General features: G+C 58.9%; 17 protein-coding genes. 13 read left to right on the forward strand and 4 right to left on the reverse strand.

All coding sequences use genetic code 11. The annotated features are described in order from the left end of the window. Positions 1-15 precede the first annotated feature (15 nt). From ACB028_RS06390 to ACB028_RS06425, 8 genes are all read left to right on the forward strand, one after another. A complete protein-coding gene (locus ACB028_RS06390) occupies positions 16-1446 on the forward strand; it encodes a VasL domain-containing protein (RefSeq protein ID WP_371143792.1) in 1431 nt (476 codons plus the stop codon). Between the two features lie 289 nt (positions 1447-1735). Beyond that, complete coding sequence (locus tag ACB028_RS06395; protein WP_371143793.1) at positions 1736-2023, forward strand: type VI secretion system PAAR protein; 288 nt, start codon at positions 1736-1738, stop codon at positions 2021-2023. 10 nt (positions 2024-2033) lie between these two features. Then, the gene (tssI, locus tag ACB028_RS06400; protein WP_371143794.1) at positions 2034-4121 is read left to right on the forward strand and encodes a type VI secretion system tip protein TssI/VgrG; all 2088 of its coding nucleotides are present in this window, start codon (positions 2034-2036) and stop codon (positions 4119-4121) included. Beyond that, on the forward strand, positions 4097-4906 hold the full coding sequence (locus ACB028_RS06405) for a DUF4123 domain-containing protein (RefSeq protein ID WP_201981193.1): 810 nt from the start codon (positions 4097-4099) through the stop codon (positions 4904-4906). The genes tssI and ACB028_RS06405 overlap by 25 nt, the downstream gene beginning before the upstream one ends. Further along, the gene (locus ACB028_RS06410; protein WP_371143795.1) at positions 4906-8007 is read left to right on the forward strand and encodes a hypothetical protein; all 3102 of its coding nucleotides are present in this window, start codon (positions 4906-4908) and stop codon (positions 8005-8007) included. The genes ACB028_RS06405 and ACB028_RS06410 overlap by 1 nt, the downstream gene beginning before the upstream one ends. Next, positions 8004-9020 (forward strand): tetratricopeptide repeat protein, encoded by a 1017-nt coding sequence (locus ACB028_RS06415; RefSeq protein ID WP_371143796.1) that lies wholly within the window; start codon positions 8004-8006, stop codon positions 9018-9020. The genes ACB028_RS06410 and ACB028_RS06415 overlap by 4 nt, the downstream gene beginning before the upstream one ends. Positions 9021-9409: 389 nt before the next feature. Next, on the forward strand, positions 9410-10777 hold the full coding sequence (locus tag ACB028_RS06420; protein WP_371143797.1) for a tetratricopeptide repeat protein: 1368 nt from the start codon (positions 9410-9412) through the stop codon (positions 10775-10777). Between the two features lie 435 nt (positions 10778-11212). Next, positions 11213-15028, forward strand: a complete 3816-nt coding sequence (locus ACB028_RS06425; RefSeq protein ID WP_371143798.1) for a DEAD/DEAH box helicase — start codon at positions 11213-11215, stop codon at positions 15026-15028. Positions 15029-15118: 90 nt separating this feature from the next. On the opposite strand, the gene ACB028_RS06430 is transcribed toward ACB028_RS06425, so the two are convergent. Further along, complete coding sequence (locus ACB028_RS06430; RefSeq protein WP_371143799.1) at positions 15119-16012, reverse strand: DNA replication terminus site-binding protein; 894 nt, start codon at positions 16010-16012, stop codon at positions 15119-15121. 513 nt (positions 16013-16525) lie between these two features. On the opposite strand from ACB028_RS06430, the gene ACB028_RS06435 reads away from it, so the two are divergent. Next, positions 16526-16735: a DUF1127 domain-containing protein gene (locus ACB028_RS06435; RefSeq protein ID WP_026458132.1), complete on the forward strand. Its 210-nt coding sequence runs from the start codon at positions 16526-16528 to the stop codon at positions 16733-16735. 253 nt (positions 16736-16988) lie between these two features. Continuing rightward, positions 16989-18014, forward strand: coding sequence for a succinylglutamate desuccinylase (astE, locus tag ACB028_RS06440; protein WP_371143800.1), 1026 nt, complete (start codon positions 16989-16991; stop codon positions 18012-18014). Between the two features lie 79 nt (positions 18015-18093). On the opposite strand, the gene ACB028_RS06445 is transcribed toward astE, so the two are convergent. Continuing rightward, positions 18094-19650, reverse strand: coding sequence for a LysM peptidoglycan-binding domain-containing protein (locus ACB028_RS06445; protein ID WP_338610503.1), 1557 nt, complete (start codon positions 19648-19650; stop codon positions 18094-18096). A gap of 70 nt (positions 19651-19720) precedes the next feature. Beyond that, positions 19721-20485 carry a hydroxyacylglutathione hydrolase gene (gene gloB, locus ACB028_RS06450; protein ID WP_371143801.1) on the reverse strand — a complete coding sequence of 255 codons (765 nt, stop codon included), beginning with the start codon at positions 20483-20485 and terminating at the stop codon, positions 19721-19723. 72 nt (positions 20486-20557) lie between these two features. Between gloB and ACB028_RS06455 the strand changes: the two genes are divergently transcribed. Beyond that, the gene (locus ACB028_RS06455; RefSeq protein WP_026457478.1) at positions 20558-21280 is read left to right on the forward strand and encodes a methyltransferase domain-containing protein; all 723 of its coding nucleotides are present in this window, start codon (positions 20558-20560) and stop codon (positions 21278-21280) included. Here ACB028_RS06455 and rnhA read toward each other — a convergent pair. Next, the gene (gene rnhA / locus ACB028_RS06460) at positions 21268-21732 is read right to left on the reverse strand and encodes a ribonuclease HI (protein WP_026457477.1); all 465 of its coding nucleotides are present in this window, start codon (positions 21730-21732) and stop codon (positions 21268-21270) included. The two genes, ACB028_RS06455 and rnhA, sit on opposite strands and share 13 nt — an antisense overlap. A 75-nt stretch (positions 21733-21807) precedes the next feature. Here rnhA and dnaQ point away from each other — a divergent pair, with 75 nt between their 5' ends. Continuing rightward, complete coding sequence (dnaQ, locus tag ACB028_RS06465) at positions 21808-22542, forward strand: DNA polymerase III subunit epsilon (protein WP_124240785.1); 735 nt, start codon at positions 21808-21810, stop codon at positions 22540-22542. After that, on the forward strand, positions 22539-23789 hold the full coding sequence (locus ACB028_RS06470) for a TIGR03503 family protein (RefSeq protein ID WP_371143802.1): 1251 nt from the start codon (positions 22539-22541) through the stop codon (positions 23787-23789). Before dnaQ ends, ACB028_RS06470 begins: the two co-directional genes overlap by 4 nt. Positions 23790-23859: the final 70 nt, after the last annotated feature.

A 23859-nucleotide genomic window follows, 5' to 3' on the forward strand; every position in this document is an offset into this window, starting at 1 on the left:
GCTGTGGAAGTCGACATGTCACAAAATCAACAAGGCCAGCAGGCGCTCAAGGTGGGACGGGATCCCCGGATGCTGCCGGAATATGAAGCGCTGCGCGCCGAAATCAACAAGCTCAGTCACGCTTCCCGACCCGAGGTGGACTGGCTCAAGATCCATCAGCTTGCCAGCCAGATCTTCGAGAAACACGGGGTGGATCTGCAAACTGCCATCTATTTCACCCTGGCGCGCTCCCGTCTGCAGGGCTTGAGCGGCTTCACCGAAGGGTGCGAGTTTCTGGCCAACCTGATCGTGACCCAGTGGGAGAGTTTCTGGCCGCCGGTGCATCAGGAGCGGGCCCGTGTCGAGATGCTGGACTGGTTCATCGCCCGCATCAGCGACGTGATCCGCCAGTACCAGATCAGCCACGAAGACAAGCGGCTGGTCTATCGCTGCGAGCGGGCACTGCAACTCATCAGTGAAAAGCTGCACAACGCGGGCCTGAGCCGCATTCCCCGGGTCGAGAATCTGGTGCACTTCATCGAGGGGTATACCCACCTGTTCGATGAGACCGAGATCGTCATCGTCTCCGATGAACCCGGCCTCAAGGAGGATCTGCAGATCCCGCCCATGGTGTTCTTCAAGCCCGATATGGAGCACGACACAGCCCCCTCATCGGCATCCGCCACGCCGCACCTGCCCCAGGGCAGCATACTGGTGGGCCGGGAGAAGGGGCAGGTCAAGCCGACCGTGCTCAAGATTGAGCAGCACCGCAAGCCCCGTCCGGCCTGGTTCTGGTTTGGCTGCGGCCTGCTCAGCTGCGCCCTGCCGGTGATGGGGTGGTTCGGCTGGCAGCACCAGCAGCAGGAAAAAATAGTGGCAGCCGAGCGGTTGCAGCAGCCGGCCACCGAGCTGCCAAGGGCACTCAGCTACGACGATATCCGCCAGGCACGCATCGTCCTTGGTGAGCAGACCCTGCAAGGGATGGAGAGCGAGCTGGTGGCCCGCTACCAGGCCCAGCTGAGCCGGCTGGAGCAGACCTCGCCACTCTATTGGTATCGCTACGGGGAAGGATTGCGCAGCTCGCTGCAGATGCTCTACCCCGACTCGCTGGCGGTCAAGGCGCTGGACAAGCAGTGGCAAAACGCCTTGGCCAGCCAAGATGTGAACAACAACAGGGTGCCGACCTATCTTGATGCCCGGGCCGGGGTGGATGCCCTGCTCGATCAACTGCTGGAGCTCGAACGCCAGCGCAAGACGGTGACCATCTCCTACCTCAAGTCCCAGCTCTACGAGGTGCAGAAGAACCTGATGCAGGACATTCCATTCAGCCTGCGCCTGAGTGAACTGGAGGCGCGAAAAGCATCGCAGGAGCCCATTACCGCCGCCGAGTTGAAAGGGCTGGAAAATGACCTCAAAGCGCTCAATATCCGGCTCTATCAGCTACAACAGGCACAAACTGGCAGTTGATTGTTCTGTGTTGAGCAATTTTTTGCGTGCTCATTGGTGAGATTCACTGTCAGGGCAAGCTCTTGCAGAGTTGTGGCCGGTTTTGCGCAAGACCTTGCGAGTCATGGCCTGATGGCTCGCAATATTTTATTTAATGCATTGTTTTTATTGATAAATATCAGGTTCGTTCGAGTGGCATGGTCTGTGCTGTGGCCCACTCTGCTTGTTTTAGGCCCCGTGATTGTCACTGCTGCAAAGGGGCGTGGGGATACGCAATGACTGCGTTTTCCCGCTCATATGGAGAATAATTATGTGCCCCGCTATCGCACTGCTCGGTGACATTGGCACCGACCACGACGGATTCCATCCCTCTCCGGTGATTGCCGCCAGTCCCGATGTCTTTCTCGATGGCAAGCCGGTGGCTCGCCAGGGCGACCCGCTGGCCCCTCACGACAAACCCAACAACCCGCCTCATCCACGCAGCATTTCGGGCGGAGTCGGCTCAGTGCTGGTCAACGGCAAGCCCATCGCCGTGACGGGTACTGCCGTCGGTTGTGGCGGCGTGGTGATTGGAGCTGGCAGCGGACAGGCAGGATAAGGAGCCCGTGATGGCAGACAGCACAGGATTACAATTTACCGTCAAGGTGGGGGCGCTGCCCGAGGGAACCTTCGTGGTGGCCGAGTTTGCCCTGGAAGAGGCACTGAACGACCCGTTCCAGCTGCGCCTTGAGTTGGCAAGTCCCCAGCCGGACATCGATTTTGCCGCCGTGCTGGACCAGCCGTGCGAGCTCCTGGTGTGGTACCACGGCGAGATGCAGCGCCGGGTATGCGGAGTGGTCAGTGACTTTGCCCAGGGTGACAGCGGTTTTCGCCGAACCCGCTACCAGCTGCTGGTGCAACCGGCCCTGTGGCGACTGGGGCTTCGCCACAACTCGCGTATCTTCCAGGCGCAAAAGCCCGATGAAATTCTCAGCATCCTGTTGCAGGAGCACGGCATTACCGATTACGCCTTTGCGCTGAAAAATGAGCATGCCCAGCGCGAATACTGCGTCCAGTACCGGGAGACCGACCTCGACTTCCTCAATCGCCTCGCGGCCGAAGAGGGGATGTTCTACTTCTTTGAGTTTGAGCAAGGCAAACACCGTCTCGTGTTTGCCGACGACGCGGCGGCATTGACTCAAGGCCCCGAGCTGTTCTTCAACCTCGGCAACCGCTCGCTCGAGCAAGGCGCCTATGTGCGTCAGTTCCACTACCGCGAGGCGGTGCGCACCTCGGATGTGGAGCTCAAAGACTACAGCTTCAAGACCCCGGCCTATGGGCTCTCCCACAAGAAGCTGGGGGCCGAGCTTGAGCATCAGCGCCAGAGCTATCAGCACTTCGACTACCCGGGCCGCTACAAGCAGGACGGCAGCGGCAAGGCGTTTGCCCAGCACCGGCTCGATGCCCTGCGCAATGACGCCGTGACAGGCCAAGGCAAATCCAACAGTGCGGCCCTGCTGCCGGGGCAGTATTTCTCCCTGACCGAGCACCCGAACGCCAACCTCAACAGCGACTGGCAAATCGTGCATATCCGTCACACCGGCCAGCAGCCTCAGGCACTGGAAGAGGAGGGGGGCAGCGGCCCGACCGTCTATCACAACGAATTTGGCGTGGTGAAGGCGAGCAGCACCTGGCGGGCCCGTATTGGCAGCCCGCAAGCGCCCCACAAACCCATGGTGGATGGCCCGCAAATTGCCATGGTGGTGGGGCCGGAGGGGGAGGAGATTTACTGCGACGAACACGGCCGGGTCAAGCTGCAATTTCCGTGGGACAGATATGGCAGTTCCAATGACCAAAGCTCATGCTGGGTGCGGGTGAGCCAGGGCTGGGCTGGCGGCCAATACGGCATGATGGCCATTCCGCGTATCGGCCATGAGGTCATCGTCTCATTTCTGGAAGGCGACCCCGACCAGCCCATCGTGACCGGGCGCACCTACCACGCCACCAACCGACCGCCCTATGAGATTCCAGCCAACAAGACCCGCACCGTGCTGCGCACCGAGACCCACCAAGGTGAGGGTTTCAACGAGCTGCGTTTTGAAGACCAGGCGGGGCAGGAAGAGATTTACCTGCACGGCCAGAAAGACCTGAACGTGCTCATCGAAAATGATGCTGCCTGGCACATCAAGCACGACGAGCACAGAGACATCGACAATGAACGGGTGACGCGCATCAAGGCCAATGACCACCTGACGGTGGAAGGTGAGAAGCGGGACCACATCAAGGGTGACCACTCGCTGACAGTGGATGCCAGCATGCACCAGAAGCTGGGACAATCCCTGTTGGTTGAGGCGGGCAGCGAAGTACACCACAAGGCAGGCATGAAGATAGTGATGGAGGCCGGCGCCGAGCTGACCCTCAAGGTGGGGGGCAGTTTTGTCAAAATCGACCCAAGCGGCGTCACCCTCTCTGGCGGCTCCATCAAGATGAACTCGGGCGGCAGCCCAGGCTCAGGCTCCGGCTGGGCGGGGAAGATGCCTGGTTTACCTATGGGGGTCGAGGTTGCGCCATATCTGGCCCCTCCAGAACCCGAGATGACCAAGGCGTTACTGACTTCTGCCAAGGCGGGAGTTGTGTCCATCCCTATGTGTGGCAAAAAAAGCGATGGTAGTTGTGGTCGAGGAGATTGCCCGTGCAAATCGAATGGCAACGCCTGAATGAAGAGGGCATCCTCTGGCAAGAGGGTGGACAGATGACACACTTGCTGATCGATCAAGGACGCTGGCTCGATATTCAGAAATTTCTCTATGAGTGCCTTGAACAGCCCGAGTTTGCCCTGCTTTTTGCCACGACACATCACCAGCCTCTGTTGGATGCGTCTCCTCTGCTTGTGCTGTTGCCAGCGGACGAGTCTGCTCGCGAACAACTGATATCCGAAACCAGTCAGAGATTTGCCGGAGTGGGGTTGCGCAGCGATCTCTCGCTGGTTGAATTGGCCACGCACTTTCGGGCCTTTTTGACTGTGCCTGATGGGGCGGGGGAGAGTTATCTTCGCTTCTACGATCCCGCCATCTTGGCAGCTCTGTGGTTGAGCAAGATGTGCTCGGCATTGGGGCGAGGGGTGGACCAATGGTGGTTGCCTGACTGGGGCAAAGCGGGGTGGCGCGTCTTTTCATCCTCAACAACCGGAAACGATATGGCGCCTCGCATCACGCCAGAGCTTGAGGAGCACGCCATGTTCGTCCGTCTGCTTTACCTGCTTCCCCCACAGTCATTTGTTCATCATGCCTGGTTGGCGCTCTGTACCATGCAGGTGATCAAAGGGGGACTGACCGAGCATTGGGAATGGTATCCCTGGTGTCAGGCGTTGGCCAGGCAGCTAGATAATTTGCCGGCTATTTGGCCCGGTTTGACTGGGGATCTCGTGTCGCGGTCAGATCCTGACGAAGCGTTGGCCGAGTTATTAAACGAACCTCTTGTTATCGAAAAGGCAGTGTGCTGATGAGCTCTTTCACTTCTCCTGTCAATGTGTTGGTTGACACCCGTCTTTGCAACGAGCCGATAGTCCTGGAGTGTGCCCAGCCTGTAGAGGCTATTCCAGCCGACTCTTTTGCCAAGGCTGCTCACCCCTGTCAGCCCAAAGAGTTTAAAGACATCTTCTATGTCAGCGGCAGCAACTGTTTCTGGCTGGTTCCCGAGAAAGCCTTCAAGAAAATCAAGCAGGCCGTACAGATTTTCGAGAGCAAGGTACTCAAGGCCAGCAACAAGCTGGCAGCCTTGTCACTGCAGGATATCCAGCTCGACAGCCTGATGGTCAGCCCATCGTTCAGTCATTTTTTTACCCCGGAGCAAAAGGCCGAGTGGCAGCAACTTCAGCATAAAATGCAGTTTCTTGCCGATGATCCCGACTGTTATCAAGTTCCTATCGATTTTGTGATGGCCGTGAATGAAAAAGAACGGATGGCCATACGTATGAAGGCACTTAAAGAGCAAGCGATAAAGCAGGCGAAAGAGCAGAAATATGAAGTCGATGCAGCCGGGCGCTTCTACGACCCTCGTCAGTCAAAGATTAAATCTCTGCTTGCTCGCTACAAGAAAGCCCGGGCCGCCTTTGTCGATACCTCCCCACCTGCCGACCAGATAGAAGCCCTGCGAAAGGAGCTCCAGCAGATCCAGGTCCTGATGCAAGAGCAGAGCATGAATCTGGTATGGCCGGCCCCCAGCCATTTCGAAGAGAAACGGCAGCGGCTGGCGCAAATGGAAAAAAGCCTGAATGCACTCGTGGCCGTCATTGCAGAACTGGCTGTGCTCGGGATTGCAGTACCCGAATGGGCGCTGACCGGGCAGAGTGGTTGTGTCGACGGGGCCAGTTGCTATGCCAACTGGTTCGCCTATTTGAAAGAAAAGGCGGAAGCGGAGGCTGAACTTAAACGTACCATAGAGGCGTTCTTGACTGCCTTGGGCAGTGGGTATGCCTCGACAAAAAACGAGCAGACCCCCAAGCCCCCGCGCGAAGTATTCAAGCCCGCGTTGGCAGCCATTGAGCGGGCCGAGCAACATGCCGCCACTATTCAGCAACAGGCCCAGCAAGCGGCATCCCGCCTTGTTCCTCCCCGAGTATTAGCTTGGGAAGGTGAGTATGAACCCCAACCCATGGATGCACTGACCAAGGGGGATTACCCATTGCGGGAGATCTGCTCGGCGGCTCTCTCTGACGAACGTTTCTCCTATTTCAGCCTGTGGCAACTGCCGGTGGAACAGACAGATCGAGGGGGCAATCTGCTCAAGCTGGATAAGGATCCAGTGCTGCTCTCCCTGCTGGAGCAAGACGGTATCGTCTGTCTCCCTTTTGAGTCCAGCTGGTTTATCAAGGAGAGCGGTATCCTGCGCTTTGAAAAGGTGGAAGAGGCGCTGGAGAAGCGTGACTGGAAAGTCGAGTCTTTGCAATCGAACCGTTCCCGCTTCGAGAAACACCTTTCCACCATGTTGCTGCGCCTGGAAGGAAAGAGCCCGACCGGGCTGTTGGATGAGAGTCCCCAGGCCCAGCTGATGCGGTTGATGAGTTATTCCACCTGGTCTGGCAAGTTGAGCAGCAAGGCGGGAGTGGAGCATGAGGCCCTGACTCTGAATGTGGGCAATACCGAGGTGACGGGCACCTCCTCTTCGCTCTCTACCTCACGTTCGCTGACGGGGGGGGAGGCTACAGATAACAAGGCCGCTCAACGTGCGGTCGCATCTGTCTCTGTGGATGCGGAGTATTACCCCCTGCGCGGCGAGATAGATCTATTCCGAGTGAAGCTGCCCCCGGCGCCGACCGAGCTGAAGGTCAAGGTGAAGGGGCAACGCAGTGGCAAGCTCTACGATTTCAATATGGGGGCCTGGTCACTGCTGCTGCATGCCAAGGCATGGGGCAAAGCGGGGGCTATGATGTCGGCAGGGCGCGAGATCAGCCTCAATCACACCCTGGGGGGAGTGAGCCTGAGTGGGGTCGATTGGGTTAGCAAGATCGAAGAGAAAGGAAAGTTCGAAGGAGAAATAGGCGTTGAAGTGGGAACCAGCGTCAGCGGTGCACTTCATTGGCGACCTTCGGCAGTGACTTGCCAACAGTTAGCCATTGCCGATGAGGCTCGTCTGCCGTTGCAGCTCTGCAAGGCAACTACAGGCCTGAGAGCCGAGCTCAAGAAATCATTCGAGTCGCCGATTGTGGTGAGCTGGCGTGGCAAATGGCTGCGTCTCGGCATTCGTGCTGGTTGCTTCGGTGGCGCGGCTTCGGCCAAGGCCTATCTGGAGTTCGAGCTGGATTGGCAGGGAGCCGGTTATGTGGTGGCCATGTTCCAACAACTGCTACGCGACTGCCAGTATGAGCGGGTTGACTTGTTTGCCGATGACGAGAGTTACCAGAGACTCTCCAAGGCCAGCCAGCTTGCTTTGGTACTCGGGTTGGAGATGGGGCAGGTGGTGGCCACCGGCAAGGACTTTGTCGATAAGATCTATGGCCAACTGAATCAGAGTAAAAATGCAGGGCTGATCGCCTGGACCCTCTCAGGTCACCGGTTACCCCGTAGTGATAACCCGGCGGCCAATCTAGGAGCCCTCTCACCGGGCGAAGCCCTGGAGCTGGAATCCAAGCTGCAGGCCTGGGCCGAGCAGTTGCTACCGGAGGCGTTGGGCTCCTTGCTGGAAACCATGGTGGCAAGGCCTCAAGCATTTGAAATGCGTTATGCGCGTATCAGTTTGTCTGTCGAGCAAGTCAATGCGCTTCAGCAGATCACTATCGCGCGTTTACTGGTGTGGTTAAATCGTAAGGATAATGCCACTGCTCTGCAGCGCAATCGGCATAAATTTACCGAGGCAGTTGTTCGGATGCATTCTCTGAATGTAAGCGATAAAATCGCGGCTTATCAGAGTAATCTTAAAGAGTTGAATATGTTTATGGAGCAACCTGCGATAAATAATTCAGTGGTAAAGGCCAGTTTGACACAATATCGTCAGGCTCGTGATGCATTGCTTGAGCAGTCATACTGGAGGGCTCTGCGTGCTATAGATGAGAGTGGCAAGGATTATCCCAAGGTAATGCGCACAGGCTGGAGTACACCGAAATGAAAGCAGTATTTTTAAGTGTCCTGTTGTTAACAGCGTCGGCTTTGGCCAACCAAGAGTCCGCTCAGACTCTATATGACCAAGCGGTTATCCCTTGGGAACAAGGTAAAAAAGAGGGGTGGGATAAGATGCTCCAGGCTGCTAGTGCGGGAAGCACTGAGGCCATGTGTGTTATTGGTGAAGCCTATCAGGGAACGTCACTAATCGCATCTGAAAAAGCAAATAAATATTTTGAGATGGCAGCAAAACAGGGTGCGCTTTGTGGGATGATTGCCTTATCTAATCTGGGGAGTGGTGCAATTCTGGATGCAAAACTTAATGAAGATGGTGGTAGTGTCGACTGGACAGCTAAATCCATAAGTGTTGCCAAGCAGAGAGCTGAAAATAATGATATTGATGCAATAAAAACCTATGCATTTATTGAGGCAACTAAAAAAGACTATAACAGTTACTGCAAGTGGATGGAAAAAGCGGCCAAATTGGGTGATGCCGATGCTATGAAACAGCTGGCTGGCCATATCAAAGATGGTTGTGGTTGGTACCTGATCCCCGGCTCCCGTAAAAAAGCCGTTTATTATTGGACTGAACAAGCGGCTATAAATGGGCATCCGGATGCTATAGCGACTATGGCTATTAAACAATGCGAGCAAGGTGATTACAAAGGTTTTTTTGAGTGGTTTGATAAGGTTATTGATATGGGAGACTACTCTGCCTTAGATACAATGAGCTCAGTTTTAAGGGGAGATAAAGACTTATCCGTATGTCATGTTCCTGAGCAATACTTGGATAAAGTGAGAGCATACTCCTATATGTATGCGATACATAAACAGGTTCCAGAGTTAGAGAAAAACAGGGCAGCACTCCTAAGTGAGGAATTTAGCAACCCTTACCTTATGTCAAAACTTGAAAAGGAATTGACTATAGAGCAGATCAACAGTGCCAAAGAGTGGGCTGAGAAGTGGATGAAAAATCATCGTATTCGCACGTACGGCCTGATTTTCTATCGTTTTCTGTAGAAAAAAATATGACATTTTGCCCAATGTATCAATTATTGTTGATTCTTGGTGACAGAGCAGATGGGCGAGAGGATTTTGACAATGACGAAATGGTTTCTGAACGTTTTGCTATTCAACACGGCGACTTTGAAAATCAAAATGCCACTCATATTCTTTATGGCTAGGCCATTATTTCTTGGGAACAGGGAAAGAAATAGGGGGGATAAGATGCTCCAGGCTGCAAGTGCAGGGAGTACTGTGGCCATGTGCGTTATTATTGGTGAGGCCGTTTAGGAAACGTCACTAATTCTATCTTTATGTTTATCAGATGGAGAGAGCATGTCGCGAAGCATCTGATAAAGGATGATGGATTGCCTTCAAAATTTTTTTCACTAAACGAAAGCAGAAGTATGAATCACAAGACCTTGTGGCTGGCGCTGGCGACCAGCTGGCTGACCGCCTGCACGACAACCCCGTCACTCACCGAGGCCGAACTCGCCCAAGCCGCAAGGCAGGGGGATGGCAAGGCCCAGTACGAGCTGGCCCAGCGGCTTGCCGCCAAGCCGGATTATCCCAATGCCATGCACTGGATGCAGCAGGTCGCCCGGGAGAGCGGTACCCTGGCGGCTGATCGGCAGACCCGTGCCAGCGCCGCCTGGCAAGTGGGGGAGTGGTATCAGGCCGGATTGGGCGAGCCCAAGGATCCGGCGCAGGCGACCCAGTGGTGGCAGCGTTCGGCGCGCCTTGGCAATACCAATGCCAGCTATCAGCTGGGGGTGGCGTGTCGGGAACAGCATCAGGGCAAGCTGGTGAGCGAGTGTCTCGACTGGTTCGAGCAGGCCGCCAAGGGGGAGCATGCCGAGGCACAACTGGTCCTGGGTCAGTGGTATGCCACGCAGCGCGGTGCCGACGAAGATGCCGTCAAGTGGCTCGAAAAAGCAGCCGATCTTGGCAACCGCGATGCCCAGTACCAACTTGGCTTGCGCTATGAGCAGGGCAAGGGGGTAGCCAAACGTGGCGATCTGGCGCAGCGCTGGTATGACAAGGCGGCGGCCCAGCAGCAGCCGGATGCCTTGCTGTGGCAGGCGAAGCAGGCAGCGCCTGCCAACGCGTTTGCGGCCTATCAAGGCGCCGCCAATGCCGGTTCCGCCGAGGCCGAGCTTTGGCTGGGCATGGCCTATCTGGCGGGTGAGCAAGTCAAAGCGGATCCGGCCCTCGGTCGCTACTGGCTGGAGCTGGCGGCTGGCCACGGCAATCACGAGGCGCAATATCAGCTGAGCTTGCAACAGACTGCGCCGGGCGATCGCATCCAGCTGCTGACTCAGGCGGCGCAAGGGGGCGTGACCAAGGCCTGGTTCGAGTTGGCTCAGTTGCAACAGGAGCAGGGGGAGCTGGAGCAAGCCAGGGCCAGCTATGGCAAGGCCGCACAGCAAGGGCATACCCAGGCGCAATACGCCTATGGGGAGATGTTGCGACTGGGCCAGGGGGGCCAGGAAGATTATGCCCTGGCGCTCAAGCAGTATCGTCTGGCTGCGATGAAGAACAATCGGATGGCGCAATACCGCATGGGAACCCTACGTGAAGAGGGACTGGGGGCGCCGCGCAACCGGATCCATGCCTATGCCTGGTTGTCGCTGGCGGCGACCGAAGGAATGCCTGAGGCGGCGCAGGCACGGGACGAGCTGGAAGCGGCGATGACCAAGCCGGAAGTCAAAAAGGCTCAAAAATTGTCGGAGCACTGGTTCGGGAAGATGACGACAGAGGCTCAAGGTAGCTAGATCGAAGGCCGCGCCTGACCAGACTTTTTTTGATCCTGTGTCACGAAGGTCGGTGATTGAATCGCCAGAGATGGGATGGCCCGGCAGGGGCTATCCCATCGTCTTTTTGATGTGTCAAAACGCCTGTATATCTGGCTCCATTTAGCTATTTTCGCGGGTCAAAATTGAAAGCGTTTTCAGAAATCCTTTTCAACTGTGATCCGCTTCAAAGCTTTTTCGTGCGTCAACCTCTAGCATTGGCACCACGAATTAGGGGCTAACGCTCCCGATTTTCCCGCTGTGGGAGGTAACTGGTGAATCCAGCTATTTCCTTCGTTACTTTCGACGGTCATCAATGGATGGCCGTTTTTTTTTTTGCGTTATTTCGTTGTCAAGGGTCGAGCCGTTGGCGCTTTACCGTTAAAATTCCGCTTTTGCACCTGCCCGTGAGTCTTGATGTCTGTTTCCACTCTCTCTTCGGATAGCTATGCCCTGCTCACCGCGTTGCAACTGCAGCGCATTGCCAGTACCCGCCTGCTGCAAGAGCAGCTGGGTCTGGGTCACTCCCTGCCTGGCGACCTGCTCCGGCTGCAAGATGCCGGACTGGTGAGGCTGCGGGGGGAGCAGCAGTGGAGCCTGACGGCCGAGGGAACGCTGGCGCTGATCCTGGGCGTACGTGGCGGGTTTTGTCCCGCGCCGGAGTGGCACAAGGTCTCCTCCCTGACCGGTCAGGATCTCGCCCACGCCTTGGTGCGCGAGCTGTGCCGCGGCAAGGCGGGGGAGGTTCCGGCCTATTTCTCGGCCAGCGAACTGCTGACCCTGCTCGACACGCCGGATGCCTACCAACTGCTGGCAGGCTCCAGCCCCGCCTGGCAACAGTTGCTGCTGGAACACTTCTCCCTGCAACTGCTGCTCGATGCTCCCTATGAAGCGCAGTGGCCGCTGGCTGGCCAGCTGCATCGCTGCGCCCCCGAGGTGCAACCCCTCGCCCGGGCATTCGAGGCGGAGTGGCGCTGGCTCTGTGGAGATGATGACGGGGTGAGCACTGACTGGCCCGCCTTGCAGGCGCTGGCCATAGAGTCGCAGGGGCCGCTTGGCGAGCGCCTGCTGACTGCCCTCGGCCAGTGGCAGGGGAGTCATGAGGCCGGGCAGTGGCCCCGTTCGTTCAGCGCCCTGCTCTGGCTGGGCTGGTTGCAGCAGGCCGATCCCGTGGTGGCGAGCGAACAGCGCAAGAAGTGGCAGCGCAGCCTGGCGGGCCAGTTCCCCTTGCTGGGTGACCTGCTCAGCCAATGGGCGGGGGAGCGCCACGGCCAGGCGGTGGGTCTGTTCGATACCCTGCAACTGCCGGTGGAGGAGTTGCACTGGGGTTACCTCTGGCTCGATCTCTGTGCCCTGGCTCGCCACGGCATTCAGAGTCCCCAGGTGGCCATGCTGCACAAGTGGGATCTCACCCACCTGCTGGATGCCGAGCCCCATCACAGGCTGATGGGATTTTGTCAGGATCTGCTGCGCCTGCTGCTGGAGGAGACGGTCAAGGGAGCGCCCCTGTGCCAGCTGCAGGAGGGCGATGAGGATGACGACGAGAGCGACGAGGAGAAGACGGCGGCGTCCGCCAACTGGCTCAACTGGTTGCAGGGGCTGGGGCGCGCTAGCGGGGTGCGCAAGCCCCAGGAGCGGCTGGTGTGGCTGCTCCACGCCGACGGTCCCGAGCTCGAATGCAAGATCCAGAAGCTCAGCACCAAGGGGGAGTGGACCGCCGGTCGCCGGGTCGATCCCACCCTGCTCTCCACCCAGTATGCGGCCCTGCTCGATGAGCACGACTGGGCGCTGGTGCGCACTCTGCCCCGGGTGATGAGCCGCTTGCCCCGGGATGTGTGGGCGCCCCTTGCCAATCACCCGCGGCTGTTCAATGCCAGAGGGCAGAAGCTGCAGCTGGCGCTGACCGCGCCCCTGCTGCAGATAGTGGCGGTGGAGCAGGGGATGAGCGCCCGCCTCATCCCGGCCGCTGCCGCGCGCGGGGCCCATATCATGCCGCTGGCGCAGGACTTGTGGCAGCTTATTCTCACCCCCCAGCCTCTGCTCGATCGCCTGCCGGCCCTCGAGGCCATCCCCCTGCTGCCCGCCGCAGGGCTGGCTGAGCTGCAACAGACCCTGGATGCCATCCCGGATCTGCCCTGGCACAGCCAGGTGGCCGGTTTGCAGGGCAATGCCGAACTGGCCCCCTGGCCAGGGACCCCGTCGGTTCAGCTGGACTGGCAGGATGGCCAGCTCTCGGTCAGGCTGGTGACCCGCTTCGATGACGTGCCCCCCCAGCCTCTTGGCAAGGGGGAGGCCATTGTGCGCCAGGGGATCCAGGAGTATTGCTACTGGCAACGGGATCTGGCGGCCGAGAAGGAGCAGGCCCAAGTGCTTCGCGCCGCCCTGCCCATCGGCCTGCCCGGCACCGAGTGGCGACTCGAGGGGGAACAGGCGTTGGCGCTGGTCAACGCCCTGCCCGAGCTGGTGGATAACGGCGTGGTCATCCACTGGCATCAGGACAGCGCCCGCCTCAAGAGTTTGGACGAGGCGGCCCTGAGCCTTCGTATCGAACGGCGCCAAGACTGGTTCCAGGTGGAGGGGGCTTTGTCCCTCGATGAGCACCAGATCCTCGATCTGCGCCTCATCCTGCGCCAGATGACCCCGGGTCAGCGCACCGTTCAGCTCGACGAGAAGACCAGCCTGATGCTGAGCGACAAGCTGGTAGAGCGCCTCACTATGCTGGGGGCCATGCTGGACGAAGATCAGCGGATCAACAACAAGCTGGCCTATCCCCTGACCCGGCTGCTCTCCGTCATCACCACCGAAGGGGATGCAGCCTGGCAGAACCTGCAGCAGGAGTGGCAACAGGAGGTCGAGTGCCCGGCCGAGCTGCTCGAGGCGCTGCGGGATTACCAGAAGGATGGCGTGCGCTGGCTTGCGACCCTGGCCCATCACGGCTTCGGCGCCTGTCTGGCTGACGACATGGGCCTTGGCAAGACGCTGCAGGCCCTCATTGTGCTGCGCATGCGCCAGCATCTGGGCCCTGCGCTGGTGGTGGTGCCAAAATCTGTGGTCACCAACTGGCAGGAGGAGGTGGCCCGCTTCGCCCCCGAGCTGGAGGTGGTGACCGTCGACAATCCTGCCGAGCGGGAAGGGGTGATCCGCGAGGCCAAAGCAGGTCAGGTGATCCTGCTCAATTACGGCATGCTCGGCGGCCTGTCGGCGGCGCTCAAATCCCGCCGCTGGCCCTCCATCGTGCTGGATGAGGCGCAGCAGATCAAAAACGCCGGCACCCAGCGGGCCAAGCTGTTGTTCCAGCTCGAGGGGGATTTTCGTCTTGCCCTCTCCGGCACCCCCATCGAGAACCATCTGGGGGAACTGTGGAGCCTGTTTACCTTCATCAACCCGGGCCTGCTCGGGAGCCTCGGCGAGTTCAAGCGCCGTTTTGGCAAGGCGGTGAAGGATCCCCAGCACATGGCGCTGCTACGAGCGGTGATCAGCCCCTTCATCCTGCGGCGTCTCAAGCAAGAGGTGCTGACCGAGCTGCCGGACAAGACCGAGATCATCCATCACATCAGCCTCTCTCCCGAGGAGCGCCAGCTCTACGAGGCGACCCGGCGCGAGGTGGTGCAGCAGGTGCAAAGTGCCGATGGCCGCGCCCTGATGCACGTGTTGAGCGGTTTGACCCGGCTGCGCCGGCTCTGCTGCTCCCCCGAGCTGGTGATGCCGGAGTGGTCCCAGACCAGCAGCAAGCTGGACGAGGCGATGGCGTTGCTGGAGGAGGCCATCGACGGCGGCCACCGGGTGCTGGTGTTCAGCCAGTTTGTCGATCTGCTGAGTTTGCTGCGCGCGCGGATCGAGCAGCGAGAGTGGGACTACTGCTACCTGGATGGAGCCTGCTCGGCCAAGGCGCGTCAGGACTCCATCCTGCGTTTTCGCAGCGAGTCCGTGCCGCTGTTTCTCATCAGTCTCAAGGCGGGGGGCACAGGGCTCAACCTGACCCAGGCCGATACTGTGCTGCACCTAGACCCCTGGTGGAATCCGGCGGTGGAGGATCAGGCGAGCGATCGGGCGCACCGGATGGGGCAGACCCAGCCGGTCACCGTTTATCGCCTGGTGTGCGAGCAGACGGTGGAGGAGAAGATCGTCGCCCTGCACGACGAGAAGCGGGCGCTGGCCGATGGCCTGCTGAGCGGTCAATCCGAGGTGCGTGGCCTCGATGTGGAGAGCCTGCGGGCCCTGCTGATGAGCTAAGATCGCGCCGCCAAGGGCAAGAAGAGAGGGGAGCATCTGCGGATGCTCCCCTCTCTTTTATTGGTCAATCTGCACAGGGTCGGACGCCGCTTACCCCTGATAGAGGTAGAGGTGGAGCCGCTCTATGATGGGCTCGCCGCCAATCTTGCGATCATGCCGCGCCTGCCGGCTCTTGGGCGGGTAGTTGCCAAGATGAGTCACAGCGGGGGAGCTGTCTGCGCAGAGCAGCAGGGGCAGGCTCGCCTTGATCTGCTGCTTGCGGGGTGTGCGCGCCTGCCACAACAGGTTGATCATGGGGTGGGTCTTGACCGGGCGGCGGATCCGCAGCTCGGCATCAGCGGGCAGGCGACGGATGTCATACACCTCCTGATCCACCATCTTGCTCCACTCCTCGTTGTTGGAGAGGGCCGGCACGTAGCGGCGGCTGCGCTCCAGCATCTCCAGCACCTGTTCCCGGCTGAGGCGGTTGATGGTCTGTTTGTCGGCCCAGGTAAATCCCAATGATTGCAGCTCTCCATTCAGCAGGGTCAGCTTGCGATAGACCTGCAGGGTGATGACGCCGGGCAGGGCGGTGTGGACCAGCTCGAACTTCTCGTCCCGCCCGCCGGCCTGCTGCACCAGCCCCTTGAACTCAAGCTTGTGGCGGTTGATCTCCTCAATCAGGGGGGCCAGCAGGGGGGCGGCGGCGGCCGGGAAGCGCAACCAGCCGGGCAGGCGATGAGTCGCCTTGGTGGAGCAACCCGGGCGGGCGCTGTGATCCTGATAGGCGGCCAGGGTGGCGGCGAGCGCCTCCTCCCCGCACAGATAGCCCACCTCGATCCGCTCGATGGGGTCGTGCTCTTCCCCCTGCGGGACCGGGGGCAGGGGGTAGACATGGGCCTCTTTCAGTTCGAGCTGGCGCAGCAGCGCGGCCAGCCGGGCCAGTGAATCTTCAATCGCCTCCATCTTTTGGCGCAGGGCGGCGGTAGGGGTAAAGGTGTCCATCGATGATCCTGTTGTCGCATCCGGCCCTGGAGCGGGCTCGGTGATAGGCAAACCACTGTATAAATAACCATACCAGCATGGCGGCGAGGCGCCAAGTCGTGGATGGCTGCTGGCCTCATGCATGGGAAAGAGACGGCGCCAGCCAGGTTTCTTTTGTGTGTCATTGGGTTAAATAACGATCAATGAAAGATCAATAAATTAACAAAACGCTGTAAAGACGAGGTGATCGGCGCAGGGGTGGCATGCTGCGAGTGCATAGGATGCGTGCTGAATTGCATATATAGAGGGCTCCTGCCCAGCACAATATGCTGTGGCAGCATACGGCTGCTGTTCGTGTTTTATTAATCCTTTATATTCAATGAGTTAAATTTAAATCGTTGCGCATTTAACCATTAGTTTTGCTAATGTCATGTATCAAAATTCGTCAATTGAGACGGATCCGGCCCCTGACTAAGCTTTGCGCATCATCTTCAAGCCCAGTGCGCAAACATCAGAACCCGGAGGAGCAATACCATGGCCAACATGACCTATACCCAAGCCGGTTATCACCACGACAGCGAGCTGAACCTGATCGCTCGTGCCAAGATGACCGTATTGACCTGGCTGGAGCGCAGCCGCAGCCGTCGCCAGCTCTCCGAGCTGCCCGAGTACCTGCTCAAGGACATCGGTCTGAGCGAAGCCGATCGCTATCAGGAAACCACCAAGCCGTTCTGGCGTGGTTAATCGACCGGGCATGGATGCCTCGTTGTTCTGCTGATCCCCATCCCCCTTGCCAGCCAGTGATAGACCGGCTGCACCACGCTGTTTTTCCTCGCCAGCAACCATTTAATGGTTGCCCTTGACCCTATTGGTTTCTGCGTCAGCCTGTTCGCCAATTTGTATCATTAATGTTTGAATTTGTTTAAAAAACGGATTTTAAGCCACGTCGCCTTGCGTATAATCCACCCTAGTGTTTCAGACCAAGAGGGTGAGATGGATGATTCCCCAGCATGATTTTTTGGCCTTGACCCGCAGCCATGAGTGGCAGCTCGAGCCCTTTTCCTATGCGTTGGCCAATGGCGACAGGGTGAGTGTCTGGGATACCGGCGTACTCTGCCTCGAGCCCGCCTCCGGGGCCGGTGATCAACCCGGTGGGCGCAAGGATATCGTGCTCTCCTGTGGCATTCACGGCAACGAGACGGCCCCCATCGAGATCTGCAACCAGCTGCTGACCCGATTGCTTGAGGGGGAGTTGCAGGCCCGTCACCGGATCCTGTTCTTGTTTGGCAATCCGGCCGCCATGAACCTCGGGGTGCGGGAGGTGGAGGAGAACATGAACCGCCTCTTCTCTGGCGCCCACAGCAAGGGGGAGGGGTTGTGCAACCGGGAGCGGATCCGCGCCATGCGCCTCGAGCAGTATGTGAGCCGCTTCTTCGCCGATCCGGACCGCCCGCGCTATCACTACGATCTGCACACAGCCATTCGTGGCTCGCGCCACGAGAAGTTTGCCGTCTATCCCTTCCCCCACGAGCGCCCCCACTGCCGGGAGCAGGTTCAGTTTCTCGGGGCCTGCGGAGTGAGGACCATCTTGCTCTCCGGTGGCCCCACCACCACCTTCAGCTATTACAGCTCGCACCAGCACGGAGCCCACGCCTTCACGGTGGAGCTTGGCAAGGTGCGTCCGTTTGGCGAGAACGACATGACCCGCTTCATCGAGACCAAGGTCGCGTTGCAGGAGCTGGTGACCCAAGACGAGGTGGCACTGGAGCCCTGGCGCGCCGAGGACTTCACCCTGTTTGCCATCGATCGGGTGATCAACAAGCGATCCGAGCAGTTTCGCTTCCTGTTCGCCAGCGACGTGGACAACTTCACCGAATTTCCCCAGGGGTTCGTGCTGGCTGAGGATGGGGATCTGAGATACACGGTCGAAAAGCCGCGCGAGGCCATCGTCTTCCCCAATGCCAACGTGGAGGTGGGGCAGCGTACCGTGCTGCTGGTGGTGCCGACCCAGCTATGGGACTAGTCGCTACCGCGTTAAAAAGAAACGGGGCCAGTCAGTTGACTGGCCCCGTTTTTATATCGGGTCAAGGCGTGGGTCGCGCTTAGCTGTTGTTGTTCACAAACAGGGTCAGCTCCTGGCCCGGCTTGAGGTAGTCCCCCTTGTCGAGCTGGTTCCAGCGCATCACATCGTTGATGGCCACCTGGAAGCGGGCCGCGATGGAGGAGAGGGAATCGCCGCGGCGAACCTGATAGACCACCGACTTGTTGCTCTTCCCCTGCTTGGGATAGACCACCAGATTCATGCCCGGCTTGAGGGCCGACTTGGCATTCAGGCCGTTCCACTTGGCCAGCTCGTTGTGAGAGACGCCGTGGATCTTGCTGATGCTCCACAGGGTATCGCCGGAGCGCACCTTGTAGCTCACCTTGTTCTTCGACGTGCTCCCACGACTCGCCAGCTGCTGCGGCTTGCTGGCAACCGTGGCCTGGCTGCTGACCACTGCCTTGCCGCCAAGGGGGATCACCAGCTGCTGGCCACGGCGCAGGTTGTTGCTGCGCAGATTGTTGGCCAGTTTCAGCTCGCTCACGCTGACACCATGGTTCTGAGCGATGCGCGACAGTGTGTCTCCGCTGACCACCTGATAGGAGCGGGTACGGATACGCTCGCTCTTGGGCAGATCCGCCAGCGCCAGCTCCAGAGTATCGGCGTATTCGACCGGTACCAGCAGCCGATAGGGGCCACGGGGGGACATCACGCCACGACTCAGGGCCGGGTTGACCTCCTTGAGATGGGAGACGCGCAGGCCTGCCAGCTGGGCTGCCACGTTAAGATCGATCTGGCTGCCCGTTTCGACCACCCGCAACTTGGGCTGGTTGGCAAGCACCGGCAACTTGATGTTGTACTTGTCTGCATTGCTGAGCATGTCTGCCATGGCCAGGATCTTGGGCACGTACATCTGGGTTTCCCGCGGCAGATCGAGGGACCAGTAGTCGGTCGGGCGACCGGCACGCTGGTTGCGCACGATGGCATTGCGAACCCGTCCTTCGCCGGCATTGTAGGCGGCCAGGGTTTGCAGCCAGTCACCATCAAAGAAGCGGTTCAGGTATTCGAGATAGTCGAGCGCCGCATTGGTGGACGCCAGCACATCCCGGCGACCGTCATACCAGTTGTCGTGACGCAGGCCGAAGTTTCGGCCGGTGGCGGGCACAAACTGCCACAGACCGACCGCATTGCTGCGGGAGCGAGCACGAGGATTGAACATGCTCTCGATCATCGGAACAGTAATAAGCTCCATTGGCAGCTCACGCCGTTCTATTTCCTCCACCATCAGATACAGGTAGGGTTCAGCCCGGCTGGCAATGGTCGCCAGATGCTTGTCGTTGCGCAGCAACCACTCGCGTTGCTTCCTGATACGGGGGTTATCCGGGGTATCCAGTTGCATATCATCGCTGATACGCACCCACAGATTGTCCGTATCTTCCATTTCGTCCAGCTGTTCATCGCCGAAAACGAAACGTGAAGCATGTTTTTTATTCGCTTTTTTATTGACCTGGGGGGACTTGATCGGCTCGATTGCCGTTAGCGCCCGGTCATCCTGATGGCTCAGGTTTTGGCAGCCGCTGAGCAACAGCGCTGCCAATAAGGCCGTTCGTACCTTCATCTCGTTCCGGTCATTTGTAACAAAAACAGCCCGCATCATAAGGGGCAACGTCCCCCTGATCAAGGTTTGCTCAAAAAACGTCCTTCCATTGGCGCAGGATGGTGAAGGTATCTACCGGATTTTCCACGCATTTTAGTGCATGTTTTTCAGCAGAAAATCTTACCGAGCCCGCCTCGCAACGCAGAAAAACGTTGAATGACTTTTCGTCTCCGAGCCGGCTGGGCAGGCTGGGCAGTCCCTGTTGACGCCGTTTGCTGATCAGCCCGATCTGGCGCTGGATCGCCGGGTTGTCCGGCTCGACTGCATAGGCAAAGCGCAGGTTGGACAGGGTGTACTCATGGGCGCAATAGATAAGGGTGTCGTCGGGCAGGGCCGCAAGGCGTTCTAGCGAGCGATACATCTGCTCCGCGGTCCCTTCGAACAGACGACCGCAGCCAGCGGAGAAGAGGGTGTCACCGCAAAACAGCATGCCTTCGCTGTAATAGGCGATGTGGCCACGGGTATGGCCGGGTACATGGATCACCTCAAGGGCGAGACCATGCCAGTTGATCTGATCGCCATCCTCCAGCCATTGGCCGTGGTGATCGGGCATGGGGTCCAGTTTGGGCCCATACAGCTTGGCGTGGGGGAAGTGGCCGAGTAGTTCGCCAACGCCGCCGACATGATCGTGATGGTGATGGGTCAGCAAGATGGCATCGAGCTGCAACTCCAGTGCGGCCAGCCGCTCCAGCACCGGAGCCGCGTCGCCCGGGTCGACGACCAGGCAATGATTTTCGTGTCGGATCAACCAGATGTAGTTGTCGTTAAAGGCTGGAACTGTGATCACTGGATACATGAGTCTGCTTCTCTTTAGGGAGGGTATCTTATATAACAGGATGGCGTTCGAAACCCCGAGTTGAGCCCTATTATGCAGGTGGCACGTACCGAACAACAAATCGAGATCCCGACCAGCTGGTCCGCATTGCCCATGGGGGACTGGGTGGCGGGTGAAATTCAGGAGCGGCTCGACAACTGGTGCCCGAACCTGTTTGGCTATCATCTGTTGAAAATAGGTGCCCTGAGCGCCGAGCTCTCCTGCAAATGCTCCTCCATTCGCCACCAGATCGGCGTCGCCCCCGAAGGTCGGCTGCTCGACATGTACGGCGATCCGCTGGACTTGCCGGTGCGTACCGGCAGCGTCGATGCCTGTCTGCTGGCCCACTGTCTCGATTTCTCTGCCGATCCCCATCAGGTATTGCGCGAAGCCGAACGGGTGCTGACCGACGATGGCTGGCTGATCGTCAGCGGCTACAACCCGCTGAGTCTGGTCGGGATCGGGCACTACATGCCGGTGCTGCGGCGCAAGTTGCCCTGGTCGGCACGGATGTTTACCCCGGGACGGGTCACGGACTGGCTGCAGTTGCTGGGATGCGAGGTGATGTTCGATGAACGCTTTGGCTACTCGTTCATGGGGCGACAAAGTTGGCATAGCTGGTGGCGGGAGAGCCTGGGACGGGATTATTGCCGGGGATTTGCCTCTGTCTATGTGATTGCCGCCCGTAAGCGGCGCTTTCCACTCATCCCGGTGCGACGCCGCTGGCAGTTGCCAAAATCGCTGGCCACACCGGGAATGGCGCGTCAGGGCTGGTAGCCGGTATCCTCGGCCAACTGCTTGCTGCAGGCTGCCTCTCTGGCCAGCTCGTCACAGCGTTCGTTTTCCGGATGGCCGGAGTGCCCCTTGACCCAGAGCCACTCGATCTGGTGGCGGCTCACTTCCGCATCCAGCGCCTGCCACAAGTCGACATTCTTGACCGGCTGGCGATTGGCCGTCATCCACCCTTTTTTCTTCCAGCCGATGATCCACTGGGTGATCCCCTGGCGCACATACTGGCTGTCGGTAGTGAGGCGAACCTGGCAGGGCTCGTTCAGGGTGCGCAGGCCCATGATGGCGGCCATCAGCTCCATCCGGTTATTAGTTGTGAGCCGAAAACCGGCGCTGATCTCTTTGCGATGCTTGCCATAAACCATGACGGCACCGTAACCGCCCGGGCCCGGATTGCCGAGGCAGGAGCCATCCGTGAATAAATCAATCTGTTTTAACATGAGTAATCAATCTGTTTTAGCCGAAGGCTTGGGGTAAACTAGCGGGTAAAGCCGAAGTTTGACATAGATTGGATCATGAACACACCCCAACTGAATCGCCAGATCATTCTGGATACTGAAACCACAGGTATGAACACAGGTGGCGGCCCCGTCTATCTGGGTCACCGCATCATCGAAATCGGCTGTGTGGAGGTGATCAACCGCAAGCTGACCGGCAACCATTACCACGTCTATATCAAGCCGGATCGGCTGGTGGACCCGGAAGCGGTGCAAGTGCACGGCATTACCGACGCCTTCCTGGCCGACAAGCCCTCCTTTAACCAGATCGCCGACGAGTTCATCGAGTTTATCCGCGGTGCCGAGCTCATCGCCCACAACGCGCCGTTTGACGTCAGCTTCATGGACTACGAGTTCAGCAAGCTCGGACTCGATTTCAAGACCGCCGATATCTGCAGCATCACGGATACCCTGGCGATGGCGCGGGATCTCTTCCCGGGCAAGCGCAACAACCTGGATGTGCTCTGTGATCGCTACGGCATAGACAACTCCCACCGGACCCTGCACGGGGCTTTGCTCGATGCGGAGATCCTGGCGGACGTCTACCTGTTGATGACGGGTGGCCAGACCAAGTTGAATCTGGCGACCGAAAGCAGTGAGAGCGAGAGCAGCCAGGACACCAGCATCCGCCGGCTTGAGAGCCATCGTCCTGCTTTGAAAGTGGTGCGGGCCAGCGCCGAGGTGCAGGCGCTGCACGAGGCGAGGCTGGATCTGGTGCAAAAGAAGGGAGGAAGCTGTCTGTGGCGGCAATGAGCAGGTGGTGGGCTTCTCTCCTGTTGCTCTGTTCGCTGGGGGCGGCGGCGACCGAGGTGTTTGCGCCCTCCGACATTCCCTTGCTGGATAACCGCTTTCGCATCGACTACGGGGTGAAGGAGATCACCTTCATCATCAAGCGCAAGGCGGGCACCCCGTCGGTGATCCTGGTGCGACCCGATGGCAGCAAGCTCTATGTGGGTCGGGTCAAGCCTGCCGATGTGGGTTGGCTGGCGTTGCCCGAATATGACCTCATCACCCTGCGCAATCCCATGCCGGGTCCCTGGCAGGCGATAGGGGAAGTGGATCCGGACAACCGGGTGCGCATCCTCTCCGATATCAAGCTGGATATCGAGGCGCTGCCGATGCAGCTCTATCAGGGAGAGGTGATCAAGCTCAAATCCTGGTTGCAGATAGCGGGGGAGCAGCCTGCAGACAACTACTATCTCTCCGAGCTGGGGATGACCGTCAGGTTGCAGTCGTACAGCGATGACAAACAGCAGGAGGTGGTGCTGGACAAGGTGCTCGGCCTGTATCATGACGATGGCAAGGGGCTTGACGAGGAGCCGGGGGATGGGGTCATGACCGCAGAGGCGGTCTTGGAAGATATTCCGACAGGCAAGTACCGCGCCATGTTCAGCACGGGTAATCAGGTGTTTGAACGTGCCCGTTATCAGGATGTGCTGCTCTACCCCTATCCGTTCAGTTATAACCTGGAGCCGCCTTCTGACGTGCAAGGTGCCAAGATGGCATTCCTCATCGATCGGGATGAGCTGGATCCTGCCTCCGTGGTGATCCAGGGCAAGGTGACGAGCAAAGAGGGGGGGAATTATCCCTTTAGCCAGACGGGGGCCGCCCCCAGGCTGAATATCGACCTGTCGATGATCAAGGACCCAGGGCAGTACGAGGTACAGGCCACGTTCTATGGCACCAACTTGCTGGGGCGCGAAGTGAAGATCCTGTTGCCCGGCAAGAGTTTCAACATATTCCCGCCGCCCCCGCCGGTTGAGGTGGCGCCTGTCGTCTCCAGCGCGCAGCCCGTTGAAGCGCCGCAGGAAGAGGAGATGGGCTGGCTGGTCTGGGTGCTGGCCGGGGGAGGCGTGTTGCTGCTGGTGCTCGGTGGAGTCGGGTTTGTGGTGTTGCAAAAACGCCGGGCCCTGAAGCGGGCGCTGGCGGCAGTACAGGCTAAGAGCCCGGAGTCCGCTGACACGAGTACCAAGCTGGATCTCAACTTGCCGGAGCAGTGACACAGGCCATCGGGATAAAAAAACCGCCCTCCATGGGCGGTTTTTTTATCTGGCGCCTTGCTGTGTCTGT

The sequence above is a fragment of the Aeromonas sp. S9(2024) genome, from assembly GCF_041403185.1.
In the GTDB taxonomy this organism is placed as follows: domain Bacteria; phylum Pseudomonadota; class Gammaproteobacteria; order Enterobacterales; family Aeromonadaceae; genus Aeromonas; species Aeromonas enteropelogenes.

Bases quoted from the DNA above. Each gene is read 5' to 3' on its own strand.
- tssI (WP_371143794.1), top strand. From the start codon at position 2,034: ATGGCAGACAGCACAGGATTACAATTTACCGTCAAGGTGGGGGCGCTG.
- ACB028_RS06420 (WP_371143797.1), top strand. From the start codon at position 9,410: ATGAATCACAAGACCTTGTGGCTGGCGCTGGCGACCAGCTGGCTGACC.
- ACB028_RS06430 (WP_371143799.1), bottom strand. From the start codon at position 16,012: ATGGACACCTTTACCCCTACCGCCGCCCTGCGCCAAAAGATGGAGGCG.
- ACB028_RS06395 (WP_371143793.1), top strand. From the start codon at position 1,736: ATGTGCCCCGCTATCGCACTGCTCGGTGACATTGGCACCGACCACGAC.
- astE (WP_371143800.1), top strand. From the start codon at position 16,989: ATGATTCCCCAGCATGATTTTTTGGCCTTGACCCGCAGCCATGAGTGG.
- ACB028_RS06390 (WP_371143792.1), top strand. From the start codon at position 16: ATGTCACAAAATCAACAAGGCCAGCAGGCGCTCAAGGTGGGACGGGAT.
- ACB028_RS06445 (WP_338610503.1), bottom strand. From the start codon at position 19,650: ATGAAGGTACGAACGGCCTTATTGGCAGCGCTGTTGCTCAGCGGCTGC.
- gloB (WP_371143801.1), bottom strand. From the start codon at position 20,485: ATGTATCCAGTGATCACAGTTCCAGCCTTTAACGACAACTACATCTGG.
- ACB028_RS06470 (WP_371143802.1), top strand. From the start codon at position 22,539: ATGAGCAGGTGGTGGGCTTCTCTCCTGTTGCTCTGTTCGCTGGGGGCG.
- dnaQ (WP_124240785.1), top strand. From the start codon at position 21,808: ATGAACACACCCCAACTGAATCGCCAGATCATTCTGGATACTGAAACC.
- ACB028_RS06455 (WP_026457478.1), top strand. From the start codon at position 20,558: ATGCAGGTGGCACGTACCGAACAACAAATCGAGATCCCGACCAGCTGG.
- rnhA (WP_026457477.1), bottom strand. From the start codon at position 21,732: ATGTTAAAACAGATTGATTTATTCACGGATGGCTCCTGCCTCGGCAAT.
- ACB028_RS06435 (WP_026458132.1), top strand. From the start codon at position 16,526: ATGGCCAACATGACCTATACCCAAGCCGGTTATCACCACGACAGCGAG.
- ACB028_RS06415 (WP_371143796.1), top strand. From the start codon at position 8,004: ATGAAAGCAGTATTTTTAAGTGTCCTGTTGTTAACAGCGTCGGCTTTG.
- ACB028_RS06410 (WP_371143795.1), top strand. From the start codon at position 4,906: ATGAGCTCTTTCACTTCTCCTGTCAATGTGTTGGTTGACACCCGTCTT.
- ACB028_RS06425 (WP_371143798.1), top strand. From the start codon at position 11,213: ATGTCTGTTTCCACTCTCTCTTCGGATAGCTATGCCCTGCTCACCGCG.